19 protein-coding genes are annotated in these 20163 nt (G+C 52.0%); 9 read left to right on the top strand and 10 right to left on the bottom strand.

Translation table 11 applies throughout. The annotated features are described in order from the left end of the window. Positions 1 to 201 precede the first annotated feature (201 nt). The 6 genes from DYA43_RS15090 to DYA43_RS15065 form a co-directional block, all read right to left on the bottom strand. Positions 202 to 1353, bottom strand: coding sequence for a dihydrolipoamide acetyltransferase family protein (locus DYA43_RS15090; RefSeq protein WP_020328274.1), 1152 nt, complete (start codon positions 1351 to 1353; stop codon positions 202 to 204). Continuing rightward, on the bottom strand, positions 1350 to 2333 hold the full coding sequence (locus tag DYA43_RS15085) for an alpha-ketoacid dehydrogenase subunit beta (protein WP_061055789.1): 984 nt from the start codon (positions 2331 to 2333) through the stop codon (positions 1350 to 1352). The genes DYA43_RS15090 and DYA43_RS15085 overlap by 4 nt, the downstream gene beginning before the upstream one ends. After that, positions 2326 to 3417 (bottom strand): pyruvate dehydrogenase (acetyl-transferring) E1 component subunit alpha, encoded by a 1092-nt coding sequence (gene pdhA, locus DYA43_RS15080; protein ID WP_061055788.1) that lies wholly within the window; start codon positions 3415 to 3417, stop codon positions 2326 to 2328. Before pdhA ends, DYA43_RS15085 begins: the two co-directional genes overlap by 8 nt. 450 nt (positions 3418 to 3867) lie before the next feature. Next, positions 3868 to 4386, bottom strand: a complete 519-nt coding sequence (locus DYA43_RS15075; protein WP_055453181.1) for a cytochrome b/b6 domain-containing protein — start codon at positions 4384 to 4386, stop codon at positions 3868 to 3870. Beyond that, on the bottom strand, positions 4379 to 4663 hold the full coding sequence (locus DYA43_RS15070) for a PepSY domain-containing protein (RefSeq protein ID WP_020328279.1): 285 nt from the start codon (positions 4661 to 4663) through the stop codon (positions 4379 to 4381). The genes DYA43_RS15075 and DYA43_RS15070 overlap by 8 nt, the downstream gene beginning before the upstream one ends. Before the next feature lie 186 nt (positions 4664 to 4849). Further along, positions 4850 to 5539, bottom strand: coding sequence for a DNA-3-methyladenine glycosylase I (locus tag DYA43_RS15065; protein ID WP_020328280.1), 690 nt, complete (start codon positions 5537 to 5539; stop codon positions 4850 to 4852). 196 nt (positions 5540 to 5735) lie between these two features. Here DYA43_RS15065 and DYA43_RS15060 point away from each other — a divergent pair, with 196 nt between their 5' ends. Then, positions 5736 to 6485, top strand: a complete 750-nt coding sequence (locus tag DYA43_RS15060; RefSeq protein WP_020328281.1) for a GntR family transcriptional regulator — start codon at positions 5736 to 5738, stop codon at positions 6483 to 6485. Positions 6486 to 6626: 141 nt separating this feature from the next. Here DYA43_RS15060 and DYA43_RS15055 read toward each other — a convergent pair whose 3' ends face one another. From DYA43_RS15055 to uxaC, 3 genes are all read right to left on the bottom strand, one after another. Then, complete coding sequence (locus tag DYA43_RS15055) at positions 6627 to 8114, bottom strand: UxaA family hydrolase (RefSeq protein ID WP_061055787.1); 1488 nt, start codon at positions 8112 to 8114, stop codon at positions 6627 to 6629. A gap of 10 nt (positions 8115 to 8124) precedes the next feature. Then, a complete protein-coding gene (locus DYA43_RS15050; protein ID WP_081094708.1) occupies positions 8125 to 9588 on the bottom strand; it encodes a tagaturonate reductase in 1464 nt (487 codons plus the stop codon). Positions 9589 to 9661: 73 nt separating this feature from the next. After that, on the bottom strand, positions 9662 to 11074 hold the full coding sequence (gene uxaC / locus DYA43_RS15045) for a glucuronate isomerase (RefSeq protein WP_061055785.1): 1413 nt from the start codon (positions 11072 to 11074) through the stop codon (positions 9662 to 9664). A gap of 353 nt (positions 11075 to 11427) precedes the next feature. On the opposite strand from uxaC, the gene DYA43_RS15040 reads away from it, so the two are divergent. The 8 genes from DYA43_RS15040 (at position 11428) to DYA43_RS15010 (ending at position 19255) form a co-directional block, all read left to right on the top strand. After that, entirely contained in the window at positions 11428 to 11949 is a 522-nt protein-coding gene (locus DYA43_RS15040) for a TRAP transporter small permease (protein WP_020328290.1), read from the top strand. A 78-nt stretch (positions 11950 to 12027) separates the two neighbouring features. Next, the gene (locus DYA43_RS15035; RefSeq protein ID WP_032082101.1) at positions 12028 to 13332 is read left to right on the top strand and encodes a TRAP transporter large permease; all 1305 of its coding nucleotides are present in this window, start codon (positions 12028 to 12030) and stop codon (positions 13330 to 13332) included. Between the two features lie 29 nt (positions 13333 to 13361). Continuing rightward, positions 13362 to 14318 carry a TRAP transporter substrate-binding protein gene (locus tag DYA43_RS15030; RefSeq protein WP_230857687.1) on the top strand — a complete coding sequence of 319 codons (957 nt, stop codon included), beginning with the start codon at positions 13362 to 13364 and terminating at the stop codon, positions 14316 to 14318. Between the two features lie 556 nt (positions 14319 to 14874). Continuing rightward, on the top strand, positions 14875 to 15558 hold the full coding sequence (locus DYA43_RS23130) for an ABC transporter substrate-binding protein (protein ID WP_256593280.1): 684 nt from the start codon (positions 14875 to 14877) through the stop codon (positions 15556 to 15558). Then, positions 15536 to 15967 (top strand): TroA family protein, encoded by a 432-nt coding sequence (locus tag DYA43_RS23125; protein ID WP_256593279.1) that lies wholly within the window; start codon positions 15536 to 15538, stop codon positions 15965 to 15967. The genes DYA43_RS23130 and DYA43_RS23125 overlap by 23 nt, the downstream gene beginning before the upstream one ends. Before the next feature lie 55 nt (positions 15968 to 16022). Next, positions 16023 to 17075 carry a FecCD family ABC transporter permease gene (locus DYA43_RS15020; RefSeq protein WP_061055783.1) on the top strand — a complete coding sequence of 351 codons (1053 nt, stop codon included), beginning with the start codon at positions 16023 to 16025 and terminating at the stop codon, positions 17073 to 17075. A 2-nt stretch (positions 17076 to 17077) separates the two neighbouring features. Continuing rightward, complete coding sequence (locus DYA43_RS15015; RefSeq protein WP_020328297.1) at positions 17078 to 17854, top strand: ABC transporter ATP-binding protein; 777 nt, start codon at positions 17078 to 17080, stop codon at positions 17852 to 17854. Continuing rightward, entirely contained in the window at positions 17855 to 19255 is a 1401-nt protein-coding gene (locus DYA43_RS15010) for an MDR family MFS transporter (RefSeq protein WP_256593277.1), read from the top strand. 17 nt (positions 19256 to 19272) lie between these two features. Here DYA43_RS15010 and DYA43_RS15005 read toward each other — a convergent pair whose 3' ends face one another. Continuing rightward, positions 19273 to 20013, bottom strand: coding sequence for a LysR family transcriptional regulator (locus tag DYA43_RS15005; RefSeq protein WP_256593276.1), 741 nt, complete (start codon positions 20011 to 20013; stop codon positions 19273 to 19275). Positions 20014 to 20163 lie beyond the last annotated feature (150 nt).

Genomic DNA, 20163 nt, shown 5'->3' with positions numbered 1-20163 from the left:
AATGTTGATAAGTTTTATTGGTAAAATTCCGGAATTTTCAAGTTTTTATCATGCAGTGTGATTTTTGACTGATTTGTCTGTTTTAGGCGTGAGTTTTCCCCTGATTTGGATGTCGATGCTGGCTGTGCATGCACATGAGTTGCTGCAAAAGAAAACCACCTTCGAAAGAGGTGGTTTTTGGTTAAGCAGATTCGCTGTTGCTCAAGTTGCGCTTGGACGTTGCAGATCCTGCACCAGCGCGCGGGCAAAGCGGGCCGCTTCACCACCTGTACAGGCACGGTGGTCGAAGGTAATCGACAGCGGCATTGCTTTCACGTTCATCAATTGCTCGTCTTTGATCATCACTTTTTCGATGATGCGACCGGCACCAACAATGGTGACCTGAGGCGGTGAGACGACTGGCGTCGCAAAGATCCCGGCAATTGCACCGAAGTTGGATAACGTGATAGTGGCGTGTTGCAACTGTTCGCGGCCAATTTTGCGTTCGCGAATCCCTTGCACGGTGGTATCGAGCCATTCACGCATGGCTTGTGGTTCAAACTCATCCGCGCGGCGCAGGACTGGCACATACAGCCCATGCGTGCTGTCGACCGCAATCCCGATATTGACGGTGCTGTGCACGCAGCGGGTCATGGTTTCGGCATCAAACCAGGCATTCATCGCCGGCTCTTGCTGGCAGGCATAGACAATCGCCTGAATGAGGCGAATCGAGATGTCTTCACCCGGCTTCCACTCGGTCAGCAGGGCTTCTTCGGTAATAGTGACCGCCGCGACTTGCAGGTGCGATTCGGTCATGGTATTGACCATGGTTCTCCGCGCGCCTTTGAGCACTTCAGTGCCGGGGATCTGTTGGTCGGCAGCATTCTGCACATCACTATCGACAATCAAACCATCAGGCCCGGTGCCTTGTAAACGCTGTAAATCCACTCCGAGACGCTGCGCCAGCAAGCGGGCTGAGGGCAGGGCGGAGAGTGATTTCTTCGCTGGATTGGCATGCTCGCTGCTGCCCACCCAGAAGTCATCCACATCCACATTGTGTGACTGGTGGGATACATTGCCGACCACGGTCGCCGCGTCTTGCTTTTTCTTGGTAGTGGATATGGCGTTGCCAGCGCTGTCGAGTTCTTCAATTTCCAGAAGCAGACTGCCGATGTTGATCACATCGCCTTCATTGCCGTGACGGCTGACGATTTTACCCGCGTAAGGTGCGGGCACTTCAACGGTGGCTTTGGCGGTTTCCACCGTCAGCACGACCTGATCGACTTTGACCACATCGCCGACGTTGACATGCCATTCGACGATTTCTGATTCGGCTAACCCCTCACCGAGGTCGGGTAACATAAATGACTTCATTTCCAACCCTCCACTAACTCTCGCGCAGCCAGCACGATGTCCTGTTCCTGAATCATGAAATACTCTTCATTTTTGTAGTAGGGCATGATGGTGTCCATACCGGTGACACGTTTGGGTGGCGCTTTGAGCAGACACATCGCCTGCTCCGCCACGCGCGCCAGAATTTCCGAGCCGACGCCGCAGGTTTTGCTGGCTTCATGCACCACCAGCAAACGCCCGGTTTTCTCCAGCGAGCGCAAGATGGTGTTCATGTCGAGCGGTTTGATGCTGGCCAAATCGACCACCTCCACTTCAATGCCTTGCGCGGACAAGGTTTTGGCTGCCTGTAATGATTCTACGACGCAGGCGCCCCAAGTGACCAACGTGACATCGCGGCCTTTACGCAGGGTAAAGCAGGTATCGAGTGGCAGGGCTTCACCGTTGTCGGTGACATCGGATTTGACGGTGCGATAGATGCGTTTCGGTTCAAAGAACATCACCGGATCGTTGCTGCGAATCGCAGCCAGCAGCAAACCGTAGGCACGCTGAGGGGAAGATGGGACGACCACTTTAAAACCGGGCACGTGCGCAAACAGGGCTTCCACACTTTCAGAGTGGTGCTCAGGCGCATGTATCCCGCCGCCAAATGGCGCGCGGAACACGGCCGGGCAGGTTAGGCGGCCACGGGTGCGGTTGCGTATGCGCGCGGCATGGCACATCAAATGCTCCATCGCCGGAAACACAAAGCCCTGGAACTGAAACTCGGCCACCGGACGCAAGCCTTGGGTGGCCATGCCCACGGCCACACCGCCAATCAGCGCTTCAGCGAGCGGCGTGTCTATCACGCGTTTAAAACCAAATTTGTCTTTGAGGCCGACGGTGGCGCGAAATACACCGCCGTTGTCGCCGACGTCTTCGCCGAGCACAATCACGTTCGGATCGTGTTCCATCTCATAATGCAAAGCCAGGTTGACAGCTTCAACTAAGGTCATTTCAGCCATGTTTGCCTCCCTGCATGCGCATTGCTTTGTTGATCAGTTCGTCACGCTGCGCGTGGAGATCCGGCGTGAGCGATTCGTAGAGAAAATCGAACGCGGCTTCAGGCGGTTGCGGGGTGATATCGAGATAGCACTGCACCGCGTGTTCCACTACTTCCTTGCAGTGAGTGAGCCACTGCTCTTCGTCCTGCTCGGTCCACACGCCGCTGTTCATCAGATAGGTTTTCAACCGGGCAATCGGTTCAAATTGCCACGCCTGTTGCAGCTCATCATCACTGCGATAGCGGCTGGCATCGTCGGCGGTGGTGTGGTCGCTTAACCGATAGCTGACCGCTTCAATTAAGGTTGAGCCTTTGCCTTTACGCGCCCGGTCAAGGCTAGTGCGCACCGCATCGTACATGGCCACAATGTCGTTGCCATCGACAGTCAGGCCCGGAATCCCGGCACCCAACGCTTTCTGAGACAAGAAATCTGCCGCACATTGCAGATGGCGCGGGACGGAAATCGCCCACTGGTTGTTGTTGACCACAAACACCAGCGGAATGTGCCACGCGCCCGCGCAGTTGATGGCTTCTAGGAAATCGCCTTTCGATGTCCCGCCGTCGCCGCACATCACTAACGCCGCCTGATGATTGCCCTGAATTTTCAGCGCTGAAGCGACGCCCACGGCGTGCGTGCATTGGGTAGCGATCGGTACGCAAAACGGCAGGTCGCGACAATGCAAATGTTCATCAGGGGTGAAATCACTGCCGCGCTCATCGCCACCCCAGTATTGCAGGTTCTTTTCCATGCCGATGCCGCGCGCCCACATGGCTGGCATATCGCGATAATAGGGAACAAACACATCGTCCACTTTGAGCGCCCGACCCACGGCAATGCCGATGGCTTCTGCACCCAAATGGGACGGATAGGTGCCGAGTTTGCCGGTGCGTTGCAGCGCAACCGCTTTGTGATCGTAGGTTCGGGTCAGTAGCATATCGCGATAAAAACCGGTCAGCGTTGACACATCTGCCCAATCGGGAAGCGGCTTAACCAGATTGCCATGGTGGTCGATAAATCGTTCCATGGGTAATGCCTGAACGTTCATCTCAAGCTCCTTTTGACGCTACGCATCGAAGATGGCAGCAATTCACATCGTTACGCCAAAGGTGATACCGAGATCAATGTGGAGAGGAATGCGCAGGTGGCAGCGTGATGGACAGTTTTGAAATAGTGTCCTGCGAATTCCGATAACGGCGTTTTATCTTGCTGTTAATACCACATTTATCTAGTGATGAATCTTGGTATAACCGGATAAGGTAAGTGTAACTAAATTGTTAAAATTCGCATGAAATTGACGGGAGGATGAGAGTAAAGGAAAGCTTACACTCGCCCAAAAGTAGCAGAAAATGCCAGTTTTTGAGTTGCTTGGTCGGAAACTCTGAAAAGATTCACTATGTTGGAATCAAATTTTGCACAAATATGGGGAACAAAAAATTTGTGTTGGTAAGGGAAAATGAAAAAGAGAAAGCCATTTGCTTTCTCTTTTCTCGGTATTTTATTTCTCACGGCCACGCTGAGGCAGCATGCTTTTGACGTAAGGGCGTTTCACCCAATGGGTCATAAAGATCACGGCACCAATGTGCGTAGCGACAGCAAACATCGTCAGGTTGGCGAAGAATTCGTGCACTGCTTTCATCGCGTCCTCACCCCAGAATATATCCCACTGGGTTGCCCAGCCGGTTAACGCCGTTGCAATCAATGCCAGCCACATGACCCAAATCATCACCGCACCTGCCGGGTTATGGCCGATGTGTTCGTCTTCTTTGGTTGCCAAGACTTCTTTTAAGTGTGATAGCGCCTTATTCACTGACGGTTTAAATGCCGAAAGGCTCGCCGGGGAATCGGTGATGATCCCCCAGGTCAGCCGCACTGAAAGTGCAGCCAGGACAAAATATCCTACCCATTCGTGCGTTTCACTACCTGCTTCGGTGAGAAAGTAGTTCGACAGGAAAAGCGCCGCAACGACCCAGTGGGTCAGACGAACGACGCCGTCCCAAACGTAAGGTTTAGTCATCTTTCTCCTCTTTTACTTTGCTCATGTCGACAGGGTTGAAGTAAATTTCGACGCGTTTATTTTCAGCATCGTAGCCATACAACTCATAACAGCTGGTTTTGGTGGTTTTGAATTTCTTGATTTTGTAGCCCATGTCCAAAACTTGCTGCTTCGCCTGATCAAAAGGCATCCAGCTTGATTCTGGCTCTGTGGTACAGGTTGGGTCTGCAAACGCCGCAGATGAAACGGCCATAGCGGCAACAAGTAATCCGGTGCGCAGAGGTGTAATGACAGACATAGCTTCTCCTTAACGTTGTCGATGTTGTCTGAGAGCTACTATGACTCCAGACACTTAAGAGAAACTTAAGAAAGAAATGTGACTGAATAATTATGGGTAACAAAGCAAGGTGTCGATGGATGAGAGATAAATGCACAAGAAGAGAAAGCCAGAGCCAATTTGCGTCCGCTCTGGCTTATTGGAAGGTTACATCACGCGGTTATCACCCGTGCTGAAGGCAATGATCTGGCTGATTTCACTGATGCTGCGGCCAGATTCCTGCTGCCATTGGCAAAACGCTTCGTTGGCGGCTTGCATAGAGCGTTTGGTGTTCTTGCCGCCTTCGATAATACCGGTGTTACGCAGGTAGGCTTCCACATCACCGGACAGAATAAAGGTATCGGCGCCCATTTGGCGCAGCGTGTACGGCCCCGTGTTACCACCTAAACGATCACCGTGCTTTTTCAGGTATTCCCACAATTCGGTGATGCGTTCAATCGGCCAGTTGGCGACCATCTCACTGAATGAACCGTGCTCCTGACGCGCTTCATAGATCATGCGCGCGTTCTTGGGAATCGACATCACTTTGGCCAAGTGGCGAATGATTTTCGGATCTTGGGCTTTCTGTTCCCACACTTCATCAGACAGCATCAGCAGAGGTTCGATGCGAAACTGGAAAAACAGCTCTTCAAAGTTGGGCCACTTCTTACGCACCACATCCCATGAAATACCACTCTGAAATACCTTCATGCTGAACGCCGATAACCAGCGATCTTCAGGAACTGCGGCTAACTCGGCTTTGCTGAGCGGCTTTTTCAGCAGGCTCTCAAGTTGGTCTTCTCCGCCTTTGCGCTCGGCGGCACGTTGATAGATTGATTGAAACTTTTCCATTGTCATGTGAAGCGCCACTTTTTTGTTTTGAGAAACAACAGTCTAACAGAGCGTTTTACGTTCGGCACGGGTTGGTTATTCGTTGAGCAAACAATATGTGCCAGCGGTTTAAAATTGATTTAATGCGATCCGAGTTTTGTTTAGCCTTGCAGTTATCCTGTATGTTAGACTAATTGGTATAACAAGTTGCTGTGGGATAGATATGGAACCGAACGTTAAGCTTTATCAGAAGATTGCTAACCGCTTCAAAACCGACATTGCCAATGGGGTATACCAGGTGGGCGATATGCTGCCAGCCGAGCGTTTGATCGCCGAGCAGATGGAAGTAAGCCGCACGGTGATTCGCGAAGCGATGATCATGCTGGAAGTGGAAGGTTACGTCGAAGTGCGTAAAGGCTCGGGGATTCGTGTCATCAACACCACTATCGAAACGCCGATTGCAGAGGCAAGTGCGGCATTGGGCGACGCCAGCTTCATGCTCACCTGCGGCCCATTCGAGCTGTTGCAGGCGCGTCAGCTGTTTGAAAGCAACATTGCCGAGTTTGCGGCTACGCAAGCGACCAAGCAAGATTTGGTCGCGCTGATGAAAATCCAAGAGCAAGCCAAATCTGATGATTACAGCCGCGATTCCTACTGGGACAGCGAATTTCACATTCAGCTTGCCCGTTGTACGCAGAACTCGGCGGTTGTGCATGTGGCAGAGATGCTGTGCAAACATCGCGAGAACAACCCGTACTGGAAGAAGCTGCACGAACACATCGAAGACAACAAAATTCGCAGTTGGTGCAGCGAGCACGATGAAATCGTCAAAGCGTTGATCAAGCGTGACCCACAGGCGGCGCGTCAGGCGGTGTGGCAGCACATTGAAAACACCAAGCAGATGCTGTTTGATGGTTCGAGCGACGATTACGACCGTTTCCTGTTTGCCGAAAGTCCGCTTTCGACATTCTGATGATTTCAAGCGAAGCCAAGTGCTTCGCTTTTTATTGCTCAAAATTTGGTGACTAACGTGCCAGCAATAAAAAATCAGGCGACCCGAGAGTCGCCTGATTGGCATCTGTGTCTTGCTGTTGGTTTAATTATATTGCTTGAGTTACAACGTCACCCCGCTCTTGAACACCGCGATTTCACGAAAATCATTCAGCTCATTACGGGTCGGCTCGCCATTGACGAAATCGGCGACTTTGACGACAAATTGTTCCAGCAGTAAATCCATCGACGTGCCTTCAACCAATGCACCAGCGTTGAAATCAATCCAGTGTGGTTTGCGTCTTGCCAAATCGCTGTTGGTCGCGAGTTTCAAGGTCGGCACCGGGCCTCCGTACGGGGTGCCGCGTCCGGTACTGAACAGCACCATGTGACAACCGGCCATTGCTAAGGCGGAGGTGGCAATCGCATCGTTGCCGGGCGCGCTGAGTAAGTTGAGCCCAGGTTTCGACAACCGCTCGCCATAGCGCAGTACATCCATCACTTGGCTGCGGCCGGCTTTTTGCGTGCAGCCGAGTGATTTCTCTTCCAGCGTGGAAATGCCGCCCGCTTTGTTGCCCGGTGACGGGTTCTCGTAAATCGGTTGTTTGTGGTCGATGAAATACTGTTTGAAATCGTTGATCATCTTCACTGTCTGCTCGAAGGTGGTTTTGTCGGCGCAGCGGCTCATGAGAATGTGTTCGGCGCCAAACATCTCCGGCACTTCGGTCAGTACCGTGGTGCCGCCATGCGTCACCAAGTAATCGGAGAAACGCCCCAGCAATGGGTTGGCGGTGATGCCTGAAAATCCATCCGACCCGCCACATTCCAAGCCAAAGCGCACTTCGCTCAGATAGCCCGGCTCACGTTGATCGCTTGCCATTTTGTCGAGCAGTTTCTTCATCAGTTCGACGCCGGTTTCTACTTCATCATCGTGTTTTTGGCAGATCATGAATTCCACCCGCTCCGGGTCGAAATCGCCGAGCGAGTCACGAAACGCATTCACTTGGTTGTTTTCACAGCCAAGGCCAACCACCAGAACCCCGCCCGCGTTGGGATGTTTGACCAGATTCTGCAACAGCAACTTGGTGTTGTTGTGGTCATCGCCCAGTTGCGAGCAGCCATATTGATGGGTGAAGACCTGAATGCCGTCGATGTGGGACAGATCCATGTCCGCTTCGACCTGCTTTTTCATCATCTTGGCCATGGCATTGACGCAGCCCACAGTCGGAATGATCCACAGTTCGTTGCGAATGCCGACGCTTCCATTGGCGCGGCGATAGAGCGACACCGGCGTATTGGCCAGTGAGCTACTGACCGACTGAAAATCGGGCTGGTAGTCGTAGTCATTCAGGTCGCTGAGGTTGGTGCGAATGTTGTCTTGATACACTCGCTGCCCGATGGCAATCGGCGCCAAAGCATGGCCAATTGGCGCGCCGTACTTGATCACCCGATCGTTTGGCGCGAAATCCTTCAGTGCTACTTTGTGCGCTTGTGGAATGGCTTCCAGCAACGTCAGGGTTTGACCATCGAGTTCCACGGTCAACCCTGCGTCTAAATCGCGCAGCGCCACGGCGACGTTATCGCTCGGATGAATTTTGAGTAATGGATTCACAAGCTTCCCCTTAACAACGGCTGAGCGCGTCTCGCATACCTTGCGCGCAAATGCGTTCAACGTGCGCCGTCACGCGTTCTGCCAGCCCAGGAACGCGGGCGAGGTCTGTTTCCCAGTGCGCGGCATTGCTCAATACGCCGTGAACCAGTTCGCGGTGGCTGCTTTCGCCACGGTCGACTTTTGGCCATTCGCTGGCAAAGAAATCGAGCCAAGGCTGGTCATCGGCGAGGACATACTCACCCTCAGCGCGTTGCCCGCGATAGAAGGTGATGAGAGCTGCCAGCGCAAAGCTCAGGTAACGCGGCAGTTGACCTTGTGTCTGCTGGTAGGTGAGCAACTGCGGCAGAATACGCGTTTTGAACTTGGTCATGCTGTTGAGCGCAATCGACAATAACAAATGCTTGATGTACGGGTTTTTGAAGCGATATTCGACATCGTGCGCAAAGGCGTGCAGTTCATCTTTTGGCAACGACAAGGTCGGAATGATTTCGTCAAACATCACCGCTTTGAGGTACGCGGCGATCTGCTCGTCTTGCATGCTGTCGCCCACCGTATCGATGCCGGCCTGAAACGCCACCGGCACTAACGCGGTGTGAGCACCATTCAAAATGGCGACTTTACGCTCTTTGTATGGCTTGATGTCATCGACGATTTTGATGTTCAGTGCCTGTTCGTCGCTCAGTTGATCAAGACACAGGGCTTGGTTCAGCCATTGCGGGCCTTGAATCACGAACAGGTAGAAGTTCTCTGCGCTGACCATAAAGGTGTCGCGGTAGTTGAGTTCGGCTTCCAAAGCGGCCACTTCATCTTTTGGATAGCCAGTGACAATGCGATCCACCAAGGTGGAGCAGAACGTATTAGCACTTTCCACCCAGTTACGAAACGCCGCAGGTAGTTCCCAAAGGTCGATGTAACGCAATACGATGGCTTTAAGTGCTTCGCCGTTGTAGTCAATCAGCTCACAAGGAATGAGGGTCCAACCTTTGTCTTGGGCGCCGTCGAAGTGATTGAAGCGCTCCCACAACATGCGGGTCAGTTTGGCGGGGTAGCTGCTTGGCGGCAAATCGCCCAGTTGATCGCTGTCGACAAACGCAATGCCCGCTTCGGTGGTATTGGAGAAGACAAACTCAATGTCCGGGTTTTTCGCGCGCTCCAGAATCGCTTCGAATTCGCGGTACGCCGACAGCTCTTCGTTGACTGAATAGATGATGCGAGACTGAGACACCGCTTCGCCGGACTCATCCAGACCACGAATCAGCGTGGTGTACAAGCCATGTTGCGTATTGAGACTGGGTGGAAACTCGCCGCCAATTGGGCGAATGACACTGACGCCAGCGTTGAAGTCGGTGTGTTGGTTCAACTGGTCAATTTGCCAGTCCAAGAATGCGCGCAGAAAGTTGCCCTCACCAAACTGAATGATTTTGGTCGGATAAGACGGGCCGGGAAAAGTATCGCGATTAAGTTGTTTCATCATAAGTACCTGTTGGGGGCTGCCCAACCTTGTGGCGGGCAGCGAATCTCGGGCGTTTAAACGTGGCAAAAGTGGATCACTTGTGCGTGATGCCAAAATAGTTTTTTGCGTTGTGGTAGCAGATGTCCGACACCATGCGGCTCAGCAGATCAAAGTCAGCTGGCGCTTCGCCGTTTTCCACCCATTGGCCAATCATCTGGCACAGAATGCGGCGGAAATATTCGTGGCGGGTATAAGAAAGGAAGCTGCGGCTGTCGGTCAGCATGCCGACAAAACGGCTCAGCAAGCCCAGTTGCGCGAGCTGCGTCATCTGACGTTCCATGCCATCTTTCTGATCGTTGAACCACCAACCCGAGCCGAACTGGATCTTGCCTTCCACGCCGCCGCCCTGGAAGTTGCCACACATTGTCGCAATGACTTCGTTATCGCGTGGGTTCAAGCAATAAAGAATGGTTTTAGGCAGCGCGTCGTCACGGTCCAGCGCGTTCAGCAGTCGCGCCAGCGGCAGGGCCACTTCGCCGTCATTGATGGAATCGAAACCCGTGTCCGGGCCAAGCAGATTGAACATGCGTTGGTTGTTGTTGCGCAGTGCACCGATGTGATACTGCTGCACCCAGCCGCGTTTGGCGTACTCTTTCCCCAGATAAACCAGCACAGCGGTTTTAAATTGCGCGGTTTCAAAGGGCGTCACTGCGCCGCCTGCAAGGCGTTTGGTTAAGATGGCATCGAGCTCTTGCTCTGTCGCGTCTTCGTAGCTCACCGTATCGAGCGCATGGTCGGTCACGCAGCAGCCATGATCGGCGAAATGTTGCAGGCGTTTGTCCAGCGCCTGGCACAAATCGGCAAAGCGATGAATCTCAACGTCTGCCACTTCGGCCAGCGCTGCCATGTAATCGGCGAAGGTGTCGAGGTGGATGTTAAACGCTTTGTCCGGACGCCAGCTTGGCAGCATTTGTACCGGGAAGTCTTTATCTTCAGCGACACGTTTGTGCGCGCTCAAATCGTCAATCGGATCGTCGGTGGTACCGACCATTTCCACGTTCATCTTCTGCATGATCGCGCGCGCACTGAACTCTGGGCTGGCCAGCATTTCATTGCACTGATCCCAAACGCGCGGGGCGCTCTCTTCATTCAATACCATGCCTGTTATACCAAACGGACGACGCAATTCGAGGTGCGTCCAGTGGTAAATCGGGTTACCGATGGTAAACGGCACCGTGCGGGCAAAGGCCATGAATTTGTCTTTGTCTGATGCGTCACCAGTACACAGACGTTCGTCCACACCGTTACTGCGCATCGCGCGCCATTTGTAATGGTCGCCACGTAGCCAGATATCGGTCAGGTTCTGAAAACGATAGTCGTCGGCCACTTGTTGTGGTGGTAGGTGACAGTGGTAATCAATGATAGGCATGTCCGCGGCGACGTCGTGATACAGGCGACGCGCAAACTCGTTATGCAGCAGAAAATTCTCAGAGAGGAAAGTGGTCATGTCCTTAATCTCAGTTGTTATACCAATTTGATTTTAAAGATACATCAGATGTCGGCTTGTTCAAGAGTCTAACGAGGCTATAGAGCTATATTGTGTGTCTTGAGTCACGTTATTGGCGTTGCTTATTGTGTTTTTGTCGGTGGGATCTGATTTTTGAAAGTTGTTATACAAAAAGTAGTGTTTTTTGATCTCGTTTTGGTTTTTTCTATTTTCGACATGTAATATATGTTTTGCAATTAGTCAGACCAATTAAGGGCATTTCAGGACGAGAATGATGGCCCCACAAATGAAAAAAGATAAGACCCTGGTTTGAGTAATAAATAGTGTGTGGCCGTTACCAGAAGAGAAACGCAATGATAATTGAGTTAATCAATGAGTATATAAACAGAGGGCTTCGCCTGCTGCTGACTCTATTTATGGCTGTGATGATCATCGCTGTGGTTTGGCAAGTCTTTACCCGTTTTGTGTTAAATGACCCGGCCAATTTCACCGATGAACTGTCACGTTATCTGCTTATTTGGATTGGGGTACTGGGGGGGGCGTATACCTTCTCAATCCGACGCCATCTGGCGCTGGAGCTTCTTTCCTCAAGATACGGTGAAAAAGGAAGAAACGTTCTATCCATTCTGACCAACCTGATTGTGGTGATGTTATCAACGATAGCCTTTATCTACGGCGGTTATTTGTTGGTGAGCTCAACGATTGCAAACGGACAAATATCTCCGGGCATTGTGATTGGCGGAAAACATTTATTAATTGGCTATGTGTATTTGGTCGTGCCTATTTCCGGGGCGCTGATCACCTATTTTGGTGTTCTGGATATTTTCAGAGCGATTTATTTTCTGACCCAAAATCGCAGTCATCACCGCGTATAAAGTCTCGCGTTAGGAACAGACATCATGACATTAACGGATTTGTTATTTTCACAAGAATTCCTGATGAACGCGCCGGATATGTTTTACGATATTTTCCCGGTGATCGTTCTGTTCGGAACGTTGGCGGTATTGCTGGTGCTTGGCGTGCCGATTGCTTTCTCAATCGGCCTGGCAGCGTTTCTGACCGTGTTTGTTGATTTCCCGATCGACAAAACCTCCATCCTGATTTCGCAAAAGCTGGCCAATGGCCTCAACAACTTTGGTTTGTTAGCGCTGCCGTTCTTTATTGTCGCCGGCAACCTGATGAACCGGGGAGGGCTGGCCAGCCGCCTGATCAACTTTGCGATGTTATTTGGTGGCCGCCTTCCGGGCGCACTGTCGCACGTGAACGTGATTGCCAACATGATGTTTGGTGCGCTTTCAGGCTCGGCTACCGCTTCTGCTGCGGCCGTCGGTGGCATCATGCGTCCGCTGCAGGATAAGCACAAATACCCGGCAGACTTCTCGACCGCGATTAACGTATCGTCGTGCCCGGCGGGTTTGCTGATTCCGCCATCCAACATTCTTATTCTGTACGCCTTGGTCAGCTCGACCTCGGTGCAGTACCTGTTTATTGCGGGTTATCTGCCGGGCATTTTGATGGGGCTCGGCATCATGGTGGGCATTTTCCTGCTCGGGTCGAAGTACAACATTCCGCGCGAAAAATACGAGTTCAACGAAAAAGCCAGCAAAGTCATTTTGGATGCGCTGCCAAGCCTTGGTCTGGTGGTGATCATCATGGGCGGTATTCTGGCGGGTATTTTTACCGCGACGGAAGCCTCGGCGATTGCGGTGGTGTACAGCTTGCTACTTGGTTTTGCGTATAAAGAGCTGAAAACTGGCGACATCTTCCCGATTCTGGTCGACAGCGTGGTGACGACTTCCATCGTACTGCTGATGGTGGCGACGTCATCGGCGATGTCGTGGTCAATGGCGAATGCGGATATCCCGACGTTCATTTCCGATTTCATTCTGGAAGCGTCGAATAACCCAATCATGATCATTCTGCTGATGAACGTCATTCTGCTCATCATCGGCACCTTTATGGACATGACACCGGCGGTGCTGATTTTTACGCCGATCTTCCTGCCTATCGCAACGCAGATGGGCATCGACCCGATTCACTTTGGCATCATCATGGTGTTCAACCTGTGTATCGGTATCTGTACGCCTCCGGTCGGCACGGCGCTGTTCGTCGGCTGTAGTGTGTATGACACGAAATTAGGACAAGTGGTACCGAAACTGATTCCACTGTTCTTCATTATGATCATTACGTTAGCGATTGTTACGTTGATCCCTTCTCTATCTTTGTGGTTGCCGCATCTGGCTGGATATAACTATTAAAACCAATATAGGACTGTGAAATGAAAACGATGAACAAACTACTTTTGGCGTGCACGGTATCAACCCTGCTGGGCAGCAACGTGTATGCTGCCACCCTGAAATTGTCACATGCGCTGCCAACCGAACACCCGGTTCACCAATCGCTGGAGTACTTTGCGGATCAGGTGAAAAAAGAGGCCAATCTGCGCGTGAAAGTGTACCCGAACGGTACGTTGGGCGATGAGTCTGAAGGCTTGCAGATGGTGCAAAACGGTACAGTCGCGTTCACGAAAGCCAGTGCGGCGACGCTGAACACCTTTGCGCCTGACTACAAACTATTGTCGCTGCCATACCTGTATAAAGACCGCGCGCAATATGACGCGGTGCTCAATGGCCCGATTGGCGAAGAGATTCTGGCCTCATCACGTGATGCGGGCTTTATCGGCCTTGCGTTCCTGGATGCAGGTTCACGCAGCTTCTACACCAGCAAACCCATCAAAACGCCGGACGATTTGAAAGGCTTGAAGATTCGCGTGCAGAACTCGGCACTGTCCATCGATACCATCAAAGCGCTCGGTGGTACGCCGGTGCCACTGCCATACGGCGAACTATATTCTGCGATGCAACAAGGCGTGGTGGATGGGGCAGAGAACAACGTGCCGTCATATTATTCATCACGCCACTATGAAGTGAAGAATGTGTTCTCGCGCGACAACCATACTATGGTGCCGGACGTACTGGTAATTTCAACCAGCGTATGGGACTCACTGACGGACGAGCAGCGTGAAGGCGTGCGTAAAGCCGCGAAAGAAACGGTGAAAGTGCAGGAAGACAATTGGGCGAAATACGTTGAGAAAGCAACGCAGGATCTGAAGCAGCACAACGTCACGTTTGTGGAAAGCGATATCGCTAAGTTCCAGGCGGCTGTGCAACCTGTGTACGACAAGTTCAAAACGGACAACCCGGATTTGGTTCCGCTACTGGATCAGATTCAGTCTATCCACTAAACAGTGGCATAAACCCGAAACGAAAAAGGCACTGCTGAGCAGTGCCTTTTCTTTGCGCGTTACACCCGGGTTTAGAAATTAACCCAGGTCAGGCTCAGCATCAGAACCACCAATGAAGTGGCTGAAAACATTGCCAGCATGCCGAATAACTCGCGAAGGTTGATAGACCAAGATTGTTTTTTATCGTACATAACGTCACCTTAATCGACATAACTAAATGAGATTTTGGTCACACTTTACTCCTGTTTATGACGTGGATCAACAAATTTGCGTAATTTTCCATCAAAACAGAAGTGAAACACTGTGAATAGCTGTTTTATTGTAATTAAGTTACATTCAGGAGTGCCGAGAATTCTGCATTCGCCCTTAATTTGGTCATCCATATAGGTGAAAAAGGGCAGTGGAATTTGGGCTAGAGGATTCAGATTGCTAGTTATTTGTACAATTAGTTAAATGAGAATGATTGTTGAATTCATTTTTATTGATATTGTTGGAAATATAAATAAGATAGCTTCCAGACTACTTTCTGACCCTCTTCGTTGATAAGGAAATAACAATGATAAAACGGCTGCTGACCCTGTTGCTGATTTCGTTTGCACCGCAGGTATTTGCTCAAGTGACGACGGTGACTGACGTCCTTGATCGTCAAGTGACGCTGGATCTTCCGGCAAAACGCGTTGTGCTGGGCTTCTACGGGGAAGACTACATGGCGATCGGTACCGAAAAATCGTTTGATAACGTGGTGGGTATGTCGAAAGGGATTTGGGAGAAGTGGCGTCCTGCTAACTGGGCGATGTATGTTGCGCACCGTCCGTCATTGGAAACGCTGCCAGACGTTGGCAAAGTGGACACACAAACGTTCTCGGTAGAGAAGGTGATTAGTCTCAATCCCGACTTGCTGGTCCTGGCTGACTGGCAGTTCAAAGGCCTTGGCAACGATGTCAATCGCATTGAAGACGCTGGCATTCCGGTGATTGTGGTGGATTACAACGCACAAACCGTTGAACGTCACGTACAAAGCACCCTGATCATCGGCCAGATCACCGGTCAGGAAGCGCGCGCGGAGAAAATCGCGAAACAATATCAGGACATGGTTCAGCTGGTGGCGGATCGTCTGGCCAAAGCGAACCTGCCTAAACCCACCATTTACGCGGAATTTGGTTTTCCTGGCACCAAAGAGTACGGCTACACCTTCGGTAAAAAACATGTGGGGTGCGATGTCGGAAATGGCAGGCGGTGAAAACATCTCTAAACCGTTTGTCGAGTGGTGGGGTCACCTCAACCCAGAGCAGGTTCTGGCTGCTCAGCCGGATGTACTGCTGATCACCGGCTATGAATTTGGCGGTGCTGATGATGCGATGGTGATTGGTCAGGACGTTGACCGCGCGACCGCGCTGGCTCGCCTGAAAGGTTACAAACAGCGCCTGGGATGGGATAGCCTGCCTGCGGTGAAAAACAACCGCATGATCAGTATCTACCACGGTGCGTGCCGCAGTATTCTCGATGGCCCGATGATTCAGTTCATCGCCAAAGCGCTCTACCCGGATCTGTTCAATGATCTCGACCCGGAAGCGGAATACATCAACTTCTATAAAGAGTACCTACCGGTGACACCAACCGGCACCTTTGCGGTTTCTCTTTCTGAATAATTCTTAGCGGCACTTTCATGTGCCGCTTGCTCTTTGTGTAATCAGGTAATGTGACATGCAATCCGCGATACTTTTACAAGCGATTGAACAACAACGAAAGAGTGAGCGCCGCCGCTGGGTGGTGCTTTGTGCATTTGGCACCATTTTATTGGCTTCCTTTGTGCTCGATATCATGACTGGCCCGTCGATGCTGGATGCATCGCGCGTGCTGAATGCGCTGCTGGAATTTATCGGCCTGCCATTTCAGGTTGATGGTTCAACCCGCGTGATTGTCACCAACCTGCGTTTGCCAATTGCGCTGATGGCGATCATTGTCGGTGGCTCGCTTGGGGTTGGTGGCGCAGAAATGCAGACGCTGCTCAATAACCCGATGGCCAGTCCGTACACACTGGGCATGGCTGCGGCGGCAGGCTTTGGTGCGGCGCTGATGCTCTACATCGGTTCGCTGGGCATGGACAGCTATTACGCGGTGCCGCTGGGCGCATTCTTGTGTTGTATGTTGTCGGCCTGTTTTCTGTTTGCTTTGGCCTCCATGCGTCACATTACGTCAGGCCAGTTGATTCTGGCGGGGATTGCGTTGCTGTTTCTGTTTCAGTCGCTGTTGTCGCTGGTGCAGTTCATCGCCTCACCGGAGCTGAGCCAACAAATTCTGTTCTGGCTGTTTGGCAGTCTGTCGAAAGCGACGTGGAGCAACTTAACCATCACCGCCGTGGTGGTGATGGGCGGTTTTGCTCTGCTGATGCGGGATTCGTGGAAACTGACAGCGCTGCGTTTGGGCGAAGAGCGCGCAAAAAGCGTCGGTGTGAACGTGCAGCGCCTGCGCCTTAAAATTCTGTTTATCGTGGCGGTAATGACGGCAACCGTAACCAGTTTTGTCGGCATTATTGGCTTTATCGGCATTGTGGCACCCAACATCGCTAAAATTCTGGTGGGCGAAGATCAACGCTTCTTCCTGCCACTTTCATTCCTAATCGGCGCATTTTTGCTTTCAACGGCTTCTGTGTTGTCAAAAGTGATTGTGCCGGGCGCGCTGTTTCCGATCGGGATTGTGACGGCAATTATCGGCGTGCCATTCTTCTTTTGGCTGATCGTGGCGAAGCGAGGTTAATCATGCTGAAGGCTGACACACTCAATATTCAGATTGGCTCGCTGACGCTGGCGCGTGACATGAGCTTTACGTTGCAACCTGGGCAGGTGACGGCGATCCTTGGTCCGAATGGCACGGGTAAAAGTACGCTGCTGAAAACGCTGTTTGGCGATATCAAACTCAACAGTGGCACGATTTCGCATCAACACGATCAACTGAGCATCAAATCACTGCCGCACTGGCGCTCGCGTTTTGGCTACATGCCGCAGGATATTCACCTCGACATCAACCTCACCGTGATTGAAGTGGTGCTGCTGGGCAAGTTGGATGCCCTGAGCCTGCGAGTGGACGACACCATGCTGCGCGGCGCGCTGGAAATTCTGGAAAGCATGGGCTTGTCTCATCTGGCGAACCGCGATGTGCGCACGCTCAGTGGTGGTCAGTGTCAGATGATTCTGTTTGCGCAGGCGCTGATGCGTGACCCACAAATTCTGATGCTCGACGAACCGGTCAGCGCGCTGGATCTTCATCACCAGCACGTGCTGCTGGATCATCTGGTGACGCAAACCCGCGAGCAGCAATACATCACACTGATGGTGCTGCACGATCTCAACCTGGCGGCGCAGTATGCTGATAATCTGCTGGTGCTGAAACAGGGTGAACTGGTGGCCTGCGGGCATCCCAAGCAGGTACTCACCTCTGAGCTGGTGCAAGATATTTATAACGTCGAGGCGCAAGTCATCACCGATGAACACGGTGTGCCTTTTGTGCGTACGCTGCGTTCGAAAAAGGTCGCGTAAATGAAGCTGCATCATTTCGTCAAGGACTGGCGATTGCTCTCTGCCGCTGGCCGGGTGCTGGTGTTTAACAGTTTCAGTTTCAACCTCGGGTTTTACATGCTGCTGCCTTATCTGGCGGAGCATTTGCAAAATCTCGGTTTCAGCGGTTGGTATATCGGTTTCATCATCGGCCTGCGTGTGCTTAGTCAGCAGGGGCTGTTTCTGATTGGCGGCACGCTGGGTGACAAGTTCGGCTATAAACCGATGATCCTGTGCGGTTGCGCCGTCCGCATTGTGGGTTTCTTTTTGCTTGGGATCAGCGACAGCTTTGCGGCGATTCTTGTTGGTGCGTTTTGCACCGGCTTTGCTGGCGCGCTGTTTACGCCCAGCAGTCAGGCGTATTTGTCCTCGGAATACCCGAACGCTCGCGAGCGTAACCGAGTGTTTGCTTTGCAGAATCTGGCCAGTGAAGCGGGGATGTTGCTGGGCCCACTGATTGGTCTGACGTTGTTCTCGGTCAGCTTTATGTGGGTCGGACTCTCGGCGGCAGGCGTGTTCTTCATTCTGCTTCTGCTGCAATGGTATTACCTGCCGAAAGACGTTCACGCCCCGGCGGCGACAGAAAAACAACTGTTCCTGCTAGATTGGTGGGCGATGCTGAAAAACAAACCCTTCATGCGTTTTGTATTCGCTGCGTGCGTCTATCAAATCCTGTTTCATCAGTTGTACCTGTCTATTCCGCATCAGGCTCGGGTTCAGACTGGCGATCCGTCGGTGATCACTTGGGTATTTATGGTGTCGTCATTGATGGGCGTGTTGTTACAACTGCCAGTCAGTCACTGGGTGGACAAACAGCTTGGTATCGCCAAAGGGATGGGGATTGGCATGGCGTTGATGGGCAGTGCATTTCTGGCGCTGAATCTGCACTTTACGCCGTGGCCACCATTGCCGTTTGTGCTGTGCGCGATACTGCTCAGCTCCGGTTCAATGATGGTTTATCCGCTGATTGGTGCCTACGTGCCACGCTTCGCCACGCCGTCCAAATTGGCCAGTTATTACGGCCTCTATTCTTGTATCGGCGGCTTTTTGCATTTGCGGGAAAACTGGGGAGCGGGTTGGTTGCTGGATTTACCGCAGTTTCCATCCGGTTGGTTGTGGGCTGACCTTCGCCGTGCTCGGCGCGTTGTCCGGTATCGGGCTGTATGTTCAGGTCAGCAAGCAGCAGGAATCAGAGCCGGAACTGGCGTGAGTTTGCGTTTAACGCAGGCTCATAGGCCGGCATTAAACGCACTCATGCTGGTGACGATACAATCTCTCATCTCTCGAATGGAGGCACTGAGCGGCCTGCCTTTTCGAATCACCAGATCAACGGAGGTGTCCAGGGTGTGCATACCTTCAATATCGATAGCCACAAAGGACTGATTTTTTCAGCTCTTTCGTCACGCAGACTTTCGGCAGTAACGTTCCGCCAAGCCCGGCTTCGCACGTAAGCTCTTGAGCGCTTCAAACGAGTTACACAGCAGAATCTCTTTGAGGCGAATTTCCTGCCGCGCCTCATAAAGATTGATGGCACGTCTTATGCTGAAACTTTCATTGAGCAGCGCGAGCGGGATCTCCGCGAGTTGTGTAGGCGAGCAGAGCTGAATGTTTGCCCATGGACTCTGCGGCGGTACAAGCAGGCTCAGCTCCTGAAACGGACAGGAGAACAGGACATCCACCTTGGTATCCTGAGGCGCGTTCAGCAGAATGCCGATATCGGCTTCCTCACTCTTAATACCTTCAATGACGTCATCTCCACCACCGACCTGTAGGATCAGTTTGACGCCCGGATGGCGGTGAGAAAATTGTGCGATGGCATGATTGATGAGGTCCGGAATAAAACCGCCTCCCACAGAAAGGCGCAGCGTTCCGGTTTGCAGATGCTCGATTTCAGACAGGTCGGACACCAGATCATTTTTCCGTTGGTTGATGTCCTGAATGTACTCGGCTAAGCGAAGGCCGGACTGAGTGAGATTGACGCCACGGCCAATCCGATCCATCAGACGGACGTTAAGCTGAGCTTCAAGTTGCGACACTTTTCGACTGATTGCAGAAGGTGAAACGTGCAGCACTTCTGAGGCTGCACGAATACTTTTCGTTTTTGCGACCACTTCAAAATATTTCAGTGCTCTTTCGTCCATACGTTCCTTCGCTGAGTACGATTAATCGGCTAACAAATGTTGAACCAGTTTAACCCAGAAGTTGGCACCGATAGGTAGTACCTCATCATTAAAGTCGTAATTCGGGCTGTGCAGATTGTGCGAATGGTTGTCGCTGCCGTTGCCGAGCCA

Origin of the sequence: Vibrio fluvialis, assembly GCF_900460245.1 — a bacterium.
GTDB classification, from domain to species: Bacteria; Pseudomonadota; Gammaproteobacteria; order Enterobacterales; family Vibrionaceae; genus Vibrio; species Vibrio fluvialis.
Note: the sequence above shows the minus strand (reverse complement) of the source record. Positions and strands in the feature narration are given on the sequence as shown.